We start from the raw sequence: 8828 nt of genomic DNA, 5'->3' as shown, positions 1-8828 counted from the left end.
CCAGTCAATCGAGTAACTACAACGCCAATACGGGTGCCGAAAAAGCGATCGATGGCGATACCACGTCTGGTTACCCGTCGTCGCTGGCCTTAACCCGCAAAGAATTGGGGGCATGGTGGAAAGTCGATCTGGACGGTGGTTTCGATGTGGAGACCATCGTGGTTTACAACCGCGGTGTCGCCGGGGGGCGGCTGGAAGACGCGGTGGTGGAAGCCCTGGACTTTGGCGGCAACGTGTTGTGGTCAGATACGATCACGGGGGCCGCCAACGGCAGCGTGCATCCGTTTACGGTGAGCTTCAGTTCGGATAACGAACTGCCGACACTCGACGCTCTGGCCGATTTAACGATTGGTGAAGACGCGGCGGAACAGACGCTGAACCTGACCGGGCTTACTGACGGAGATTCAGGTACTCAGCCACTGCGTGTGACGGCCAGCAGTAGTAACCCGTCGTTGATTCCTGACCCAACCGTGACCTACACATCACCCAACGCGACGGGCAGCCTGGCTTTCACACCGGCACCTGGCCAAAGCGGCACGGCTACGATCACGGTCACGGTGGAAGACGGCGGCGTGGACAATGATCTGAACACCACGGCTGACAACGCCACCTTCAGCCGCACGTTTGATGTGACCGTGACTCCTGCAGGCGTGACCGCGGTGCGGGTACGCCTGACGGATAAAGAATTTCTGCAGTTACAGGAAGTTGAAGTGTTTGAGCGAGGCACCGGCACGGCACTGGACGACAGCGGCACGGCCAGTCAATCCAGTACCTACAACGCCAACACGGGGGCAGAAAAAGCAATCGATGGCGATACGGCGGCCGGTTACCCGTCGTCGCTGGCCCTGACCCGCAAAGAATTGGGTGCGTGGTGGCAAGTTGACCTGAGTGGTGGTTTCGATGTGGAGACGATCGTGGTTTACAATCGCAGCACCGCCGGTGATCGGCTGGAAGGTGCGGTGGTAGAAGCCCTGGACTTTGAGGGCAACGTGTTGTGGTTCGATACGATCACCGGGGCGGCCAACGGCAGTGTGCATACGTTTACGGTGGATCAATCTGCAGACAGCGGGGCGGATGAACCGGCGGAACAGTTGGTCTCTTCGGCTGATAAGGCTCCGGTGGCCGCATCTGGTTCCGGCTGGATGAGTTTTGTGGACGACGACCGAACGGCTGAAGACCAGGCCACAGACGTTCCGAAGTCTCCGGCACAAACCACTCCGGTGACCACGCCTGATGCTGCCTGGATCAGTTTCGTGGACGATAGCCGCGCGGACGAACAGGATGAGCGTGATGCTCCCCGGCCGATTGCGATCGGGGCGGCCGTCAGCGAGTCGGATGAATCGGATCAAAGTTCCCGCATCAATCCCGGCGAATCATTCAATCGTGTGTCGGACTGAATACAGAACCACCCCCGGTATACGGTTAACCGTCTTTTCGATGATGGTTTTCGGTTGACCACACAAATAATTGGCAAAAAACAGCCTGAATTTGTGACAGCCGTTGATCGCTTCCTGAAGTGCGCAGTGCCACACGGACTTCCAATTCTCGACCGAGACGCCTTGTGAAATCGCCGTGGCGTCCTGTTGTTCAAACGTCTTCCGCGGTCGTCCTGGTCCCCCACTGTTTTCCGTCGTGAATCGTGCGTTGGAATCACGCTCCGGTTGGCTCATTTCCTGTCCTCCGTTAATTCACGCGCTAAACGGGCCAAAGAGGTTCAGCTTCTCCTTCAGCACACCGCTTTGTGGCTCTCGGCGGCTGCTGCAGATGATGCCCTATTTGTACTCACTCTAATGGCAGACACCTGTGTTCAGGTGTCGTGAATGGCCGGGGTGTTCGTTGCGGCCTGGAAATTCAGTGGCCTTTTGTGAATCAGCCTTCGGTGACCAAAACCCACGGTTGTGAATTCTGTTTCGAGACGGCGCGATCTAAGATAAATCAGTGCATGACTGAGTCCACCGAAATAACGCCTGCTCAATTTCCCATGACGAATCAATCTTCAGAGTTGGACCTCAGATGGAACGAGAACATCTCCGGTTACCAGTGGCTGGTGCTGATTGTTGCGTCGCTGGGCTGGGTGTTCGATGTTTTCGAAGGCCAGATTTTTGTGGCTTCGATGCGCGAAGCCATGCCACAGCTGCTGGGCGCGGCATCGGCAGATGACTCTGTTGTCGCCCGCTGGAACAACTATGCGCTGGCCGCCTTTTTGCTTGGCGGTGCGTTTGGGGGAATCCTGTTTGGCATGCTGAGTGACAGGATTGGGCGGTCAAAGACGATGATCGTAACGATTCTGTTTTATTCGATCTTTACCTGTCTCACCGCCTTTTCAAATGCAGCCTGGCAAATGGTGCTGCTGCGGTTCCTGGTGGCCATGGGAGTGGGAGGCGAGTGGGCGGTGGCCAGCGCCATGATTGCTGAAGTCATGCCCAAACGATCCCGTCCGGTGATGGGTTCAATCTTTCATGCCTCAAGCGTGTTTGGAACGGTGATGGCGGTCGCCGTCGGATATTTTGTCATCAGCGCTCGACTTTGGGGCGATGACACCTGGCGACTGGGATTCCTGATCGGCATCGTTCCCGCGTTTCTGGTCATCGTCATTCGCTGGAAGATGAAAGAGCCGGAGCAGTGGCATCAGGCCCGGGCGCGGGAAAAACAGGATCCGTCACAGGTGACCGGCTCGATTCCGGATCTGTTCAATCGTGATCATCTTCGAAATACTCTGGTCGGTGTCACTTTGGCCACAATCGGGCTGGTCACTTTCTGGGGATGTCACATTTACGGCAAGAATGCTTTGCTGCGGTCGGCTCAGATTCAGGCGCTGGCGACGGAGGATGTTCCCGAGGATGCCGACCCATCCATACGACAGGCTGCCCTGAAAACGCATTCTGCAGAGATCAAACGGGCTGAAATGGTGAGCATGCTGCTGAACACCATCGGTGGGGGACTCGGATTGGTTCTGTTCGGCTGGGTTTCAAATGTCGTCGGCCGCAGAGGAGCTTTCGTCTTCTATCATGCCGGTGGATTCGTCATGGCACTGCTGATGTTTTTGGTGCTGATTCCGTTCAGGGCGCCGATCCCTGTGCTGTGGTTCGCGCTACCGATCTTTGGATTTCTTACGCTTGGCATGCACGCCGGGTATGCGGTTTATTTTCCGGAACTGTTTCCCACCAGACTGCGCGGGACCGGGACCGGGTTTTGTTTCAACGCCGGGCGTCTGGGCACGGCCGTGGCAATCATGCTGGCCGCACAAATGGGCTGGGCGGCCGAACAAACGGCGCTGTACCTGGCACCGCTCTACGCACTTGGAATCGCAGTCACGCTGGTTGCAAGTGAAACACGTGGTGAAGAACTGCCGGAATAGCTCGTCACAAACGACAGGCTTTGTGCCCATCTTGAACAAATCTCATTCATTTGAATCTGACGGGAAGAAACACAAATGACGGAATCCGACCGAAGATCGTTTCTCGCCGCTTCTGCCGCCGGAGCTCTTGCGACTCAACCCTTGTTTGGGGCAGTGGACAAACCGGCCGGACCCGTTCGCGTTGGCCAGATTGGTACCAAACATGCGCATGCCGGCGGCAAAATGGCCGCCATGCGAAAGTTCCCTGAACTGTTCGAAGTGGTGGGCGTGGCTGAACCCGACAGCGAACAACGAAATCGCGTGCAGGATTCCCCCGCATACCGTGGCGTCAACTGGATGACAGAAGAAGAACTGTTCAATACCAGCGGGCTGGAGGCGGTCGCTGTGGAAACACGCATTGACGGGTTGCTGTCCTCAGCGCAACGTTGCGTGGAGGCCGGGCTGCACATTCATCTGGACAAGCCGGCCGGAGACTCACTGCCTGAATTCAGAAACATCTGTAAAACCGCAGATGCGCAGGGTGTCATGATTCAGATGGGGTACATGTTCCGCAGCAATCCGGCTTTTCGTTTCACATTCAATGCCGTCCGACAGGGATGGCTGGGCGACATCTTTCAGGTGCATTGTGAGATGAGCAAGAAGATCGGCGATTCAACGCGAGCGCAGTTGTCGCGGTATGCAGGGGGCTCGATGTTTGAGCTGGGCTGTCATCTCATCGACGCTGTGGTGACGGTGCTTGGAGCGCCGCACAGGGTGACCTCGTTCAATCGCAACACGCGTCCTGATTTTGACGATCTCAAAGACACGTGTCTGGCCGTCTTTGAATATCCCAATGCGACAGCCTCCATTCGTAGTTCCGTATGCGAAGTTGAGGGAGGCCGCCGACGTCAGTTCACAGTCTGCGGGACGAAAGGTACGGTCGTCATTCGACCACTGGAGCCGTTTCGTCTGTCACTCACACTGGAATCCGACACCGAAACTTACAGGCGAGGAACACATCAGCTTGAGCTTCCGGCTTCGACCGGGCGATACGACGGAGACATGCAGCACTTCGCGGCCGTGATCCGCAACAAAGAACCTGCTGAATATAACACCGACCATGACCTGGCCGTTCAGGAAGCCGTGCTGCGAGCCAGCAACATGCCTCTCAACGTCGAATAGATCGCATGTACGGACCCGATGATGGTCGGGCGATACCAATGAACTGTTTCACGAACAGGATCGAGTTCACTTATTGCCCAGATCATCATTTGGACAGAAGAAGGCTCCGTGGTTCGTGACACATCCGATTTGATCGTCTTCGTGCGCTGCATGCTGATCATGGTACTGCTTCCGAAATCGATGCCGGCAGCCGACAAATCCGTGTCGGAATCCGATACGGCCGGGGTATTGAGTACTTCGATAAAAGCGGCGGAGGTCGACAGGAGGCACGTGCATGACCTGCACGCCACGTTGCTGCACCTGTTCGGACTCGATCACAACCGGCCGACGTTTCACTACGCAGGCCGTGACTTTCGGCTCGCCGACATTCAAAATCCATCCGAACAGCGGTGCCACCGATTCTGTTGATCTTCTACAATAACGCTGCGTTCGGTGAAATAATCGAAAAAGCACTGATGACCAGTGTGATGGCCTGGAGTGCGAGCGGAAACACGAATGAAATATTCAATCAGATACTGTGTTCTCGCTGCAGTGACGACTGCCTGTCTGTCACGCGGTATTGCCGACGAAACTGCACTGAGTTTGCCACCCGGATTTCGTGCCCGGCTGTTTGCTGACGATGAACTGGCACACGATGTTCACAGCCTGACTTTCAATTCGAACGGGCAGGTCGTTGTCTCCGGGCCTGGTTACATCAGAACATTGCTCGACACCAACGACGACGGTCGGGCGGATGAGACAAAAACCTTCGCCGAAGCACCCCGAACAGGATCTCAGGGAATGTTCTTTCAGGGGCGGCATCTGATCTGTTCCGGTGACAGTGGTCTGCAGATTTTTCGAGACGATAATCTCGACGGCCGGGCCGACGGAGACCCGGAAGTCTTTCTGCGGATAAATGCCGGCGGTGAACATGACGTTCACGCCGTTCGCAGGGGGCCGGACGGCTGGTGGTATGTAATTGCCGGAAACAGAGCCGGCGTCGGCACCGCCTACGCCACTTTAGAAACTTCCCCGGTCAAACGGCCCGAATCAGGAACCCTGCTGCGACTGAAACCTGATATGTCCGGAGGAGAAATTCTGGCGGATGGATTTCGCAATGCCTACGATTTTGACTTTTCGCCTGATGGCGACCTGTTTACTTTCGACAGCGACGGCGAACGTGACGTCTCGCTGCCGTGGTATCGGCCAACTCGCGTCTTCCAGATCACACCGGGATCGCATGCAGGCTGGATCTCCCGCAGCTGGAAGCGTCCTGACTACTTCCCCGATATGCCGCCTGTGACCGGGAAGTTCGGTCGCGGCTCTCCCTCAGGCGTCGTGTGTTATCGACATACGCAGTTCCCGGACGAATATCGTGGTGCCTTGTTCGTACTGGACTGGACATTCGGTCGAATCATTGCATTGCCACTGCAACAAACCGGTTCGGTCTGCTCCTCCGACCCTATCGAATTTGCCTGCGGGACCGGTCAGTATGGTTTTGCTCCAACCGATGCAGCTGTCGGTCCGCAGGGGGATCTGTTCATCAGTGTCGGTGGGCGGGGAACCCGTGGTGGTGTGATTCGTATTTCGTGGGAAGGTCCGTCAACACAGAATAACAGCCGGCCGGAAGTTTCCCCCGTCACTTCGACGTCACTTGAAACAGTTCTGAATGCTCCCCAGCCAGGATCCAGCTGGTCGCGGGCCGTCTGGGTTCCGATCGCCCGCCGATTGACCAGGGTACCTTTTGAGCAGGCAGCAGCTGATACTTCGATCCCCGTACAGAATCGCATTCGTGCTCTTGAGATTCTTACCGAACTTTATAATGGCCCGACCAACGAAATGGCCCTGCAGCTGGCGAATTCGGATTCACCACGAATTCGGGCTCGAACGATCTGGGCAGTCGGTCGTGCAAAATATGGTCGTGTCCCGCGCAACGTCGTGGCCCGATATTTGAATGACAAAGACCCCGGCGTTGTTCGGGCGGCACTGGAATCATTGTCCACACTGCCAGATTCACAATCGATTGCCGCGTGTCTGCCAGGATTAGCCCGGGCGCTGGCATCTGAGGACCGCTTTGTGCGAGCAGCAGCTTCTTTGGTGTGCTCACGGGTTAACAAATCTGACTGGGAACAGCTCAAACAACGGTTTGGGAGAGATCACTCCGTTCGGGTCACCGCCGAACTGGGTCGGGATTCACGCACCGGTCAATTTAACCCCAGAGCAATCAGGACAGCTTTACCCGTGCTGATCGAAACACAATCATCAGCCACACAAAAGCTGGACGCAGTTCGACTGGTTCAGCTGGGACTTGGTGATCCGGGACCCTCTACCGGTCGGCCGGGCGTATTTGACGGATATGCACCTCAACAGGACCTGTCCGCCCGTGATCTGGAACTGACCGAACTCTGTACCGCACTGGTGCAGATGTTTCCAGCCAGAACGTCTGACCTCAACCACGAGCTTCTGCGGCTTACCGCGATGCTGGCCCCGGTGAATCGTGATCTGATTCCCGTCATTCTTGAAGGAATTACGGCTGACTCCCGGCCGGTTGACGATATTCACCGGCTGATTGTTCTTTCACGCATTGAAGTGGAACGAACCTACCACGAATCCGCTGCCACAGCGGCCGCGCTGGTGAATCTGGAGGTAAAAATTGTTGAACGCAAACTGAATCAGGATTCAAACTGGGAAGACCGTATTACTGAGATGTATCACAACCTGTGTATGGTCGATCCGGCAATTCGAAAGATTATCGTCGATCAACCGGGTTTCGGTCTTCCTGGACATGTGTTGCTGTTGAGTGAAATCAGCCAGGACCAGGTTTCAACGGCGATCGAACACTTTGTTCGGCAAATCCGACAGGACAGGGACTTTGAATGGTCTTCAGATATTATCTTCGCACTTGGCGAATCGGACATCCCCGAACATCAGGAACTCATTCGCAGTCAGCTGGACAATCTGGCAGTGCAGGGGGCCGTGTTAATGGTGCTGTCAGAACATCCGGTCGCCGGTGACCGTGAACGGTTTGCCGATGGACTGAACTCCGGCCAGATAAATGTCGTTCGAGCCTGCCTGAAGGCGTTGAACGGATTGCCGCCAGGAAACACTCCGGAAGAGTTATTCAGTGAATTGCGGGCAGCAAGACGTCTGATGAACAACCCGGAAGAATTTTCTGTACGGGAGACAGCCGTGCGACTGCTGCAGAACAACACCGGCCGGTCCTTCGGTTTCGTGTTTGGAAAAAAAGGGCATCGACCGCAACCGGAACCACTGCAGCGCTGGGGAGACTGGCTTCAAAATAAATATCCCCGGTATCAGCCTCCCGGTTCTGATGCTGCAGCAACACGAAAGCTGCTGTCGAAACTGGGTTCGGTTGACTGGGACAGGGGTGATGCTGAACGTGGCGGGGCCCTGTATCAGCAACTTGCCTGCGCAAAGTGCCACGGGGGCCGGCGTGCACTGGGTCCTGATCTGCAGGGAGTCGCCAGGCGATTTTCGAGACAGGATCTGTTTACCGCAATTGTGGATCCCGGTCGGGATGTTTCGTCGCGTTACCAAACAACATCAATCGTGACCACTTCAGGCAGAACTTTCAGCGGACTGGTCGTCTACGAATCGGTTGATGGATTACTTCTGCGGGATGCCGAACATAAGACATGGCGAGTTGAAGCTGAGGATATTGAATTACGAACCCGACAGTCAGTATCGTTAATGCCCGCAGGACTGCTGAAGAACCGATCTCTTCAGGATATTGCCGATCTGAACCGTTACCTTCAGGAACTTTAAACAGACGTCACATCCGCCACAGTATCCTGCAGGCAGAATAAGCTTCCGAAAGCTTCAGCCGGTGGTCCATAAAGTTTCCGTACGTTGAAACACTGTTGAACCGTGATCAGACACTCCGGATAAACAGCCACCAGACTCTCTCTCTGCAACCATTCACTTCGTGTGCGTCAGGATCGCGGTGACACACACAGCAGGTTGACACGATTAAACAGCATGTCATGCGCCGTCAGGATCAAGGAGGGAAATCGGTCCGGACCTCACATCGATTCAACGAAACGATCTCAATCGGTTAGTGCAGAATATTGTGAATCCCGACCTTGAAATCAGAGAAGGGGTCGAAATTGTGATCATCATTGCAGCAGACGGTCAGTTCGCAGGCAGATTTGTCACCGGTCAGGACGAACAGTTCGTCGTTCTGCGAACGACAGAACGTGTTTGTTTGCATTTTTTTCGTGAAGAGATCGATGAAATCCAGTCTATTCCGCAAACTGTGATGCAAAACTGCACCCTGCGTGATCTGACGAATCAGTAGATCCGTGACCTG

Annotated in this window: 6 protein-coding genes; all 6 read left to right on the top strand. The window is 55.4% G+C overall.

Features of this window, described 5'->3' with window-relative positions; translation table 11 throughout:
• Positions 1-1397 (top strand): Ig-like domain-containing protein (locus tag MK110_09425; protein ID MCH2211511.1); only part of this gene is annotated, 1397 nt, incomplete at its 5' end.
• Between the two features lie 584 nt (positions 1398-1981).
• Entirely contained in the window at positions 1982-3358 is a 1377-nt protein-coding gene (locus tag MK110_09420; protein MCH2211510.1) for an MFS transporter, read from the top strand.
• 75 nt (positions 3359-3433) lie between these two features.
• Positions 3434-4519, top strand: a complete 1086-nt coding sequence (locus tag MK110_09415) for a Gfo/Idh/MocA family oxidoreductase (protein MCH2211509.1) — start codon at positions 3434-3436, stop codon at positions 4517-4519.
• Between the two features lie 108 nt (positions 4520-4627).
• Positions 4628-4927, top strand: coding sequence for a DUF1501 domain-containing protein (locus MK110_09410; protein ID MCH2211508.1), 300 nt, complete (start codon positions 4628-4630; stop codon positions 4925-4927).
• 87 nt (positions 4928-5014) lie between these two features.
• Positions 5015-8284, top strand: a complete 3270-nt coding sequence (locus MK110_09405; GenBank protein MCH2211507.1) for a HEAT repeat domain-containing protein — start codon at positions 5015-5017, stop codon at positions 8282-8284.
• 304 nt (positions 8285-8588) lie between these two features.
• Positions 8589-8816: a hypothetical protein gene (locus tag MK110_09400; protein ID MCH2211506.1), complete on the top strand. Its 228-nt coding sequence runs from the start codon at positions 8589-8591 to the stop codon at positions 8814-8816.
• Positions 8817-8828 lie beyond the last annotated feature (12 nt).

The organism is Fuerstiella sp. (assembly GCA_022447225.1).
Taxonomy (GTDB): Bacteria; Planctomycetota; Planctomycetia; order Planctomycetales; family Planctomycetaceae; genus S139-18.
Note: the sequence above shows the minus strand (reverse complement) of the source record. Positions and strands in the feature narration are given on the sequence as shown.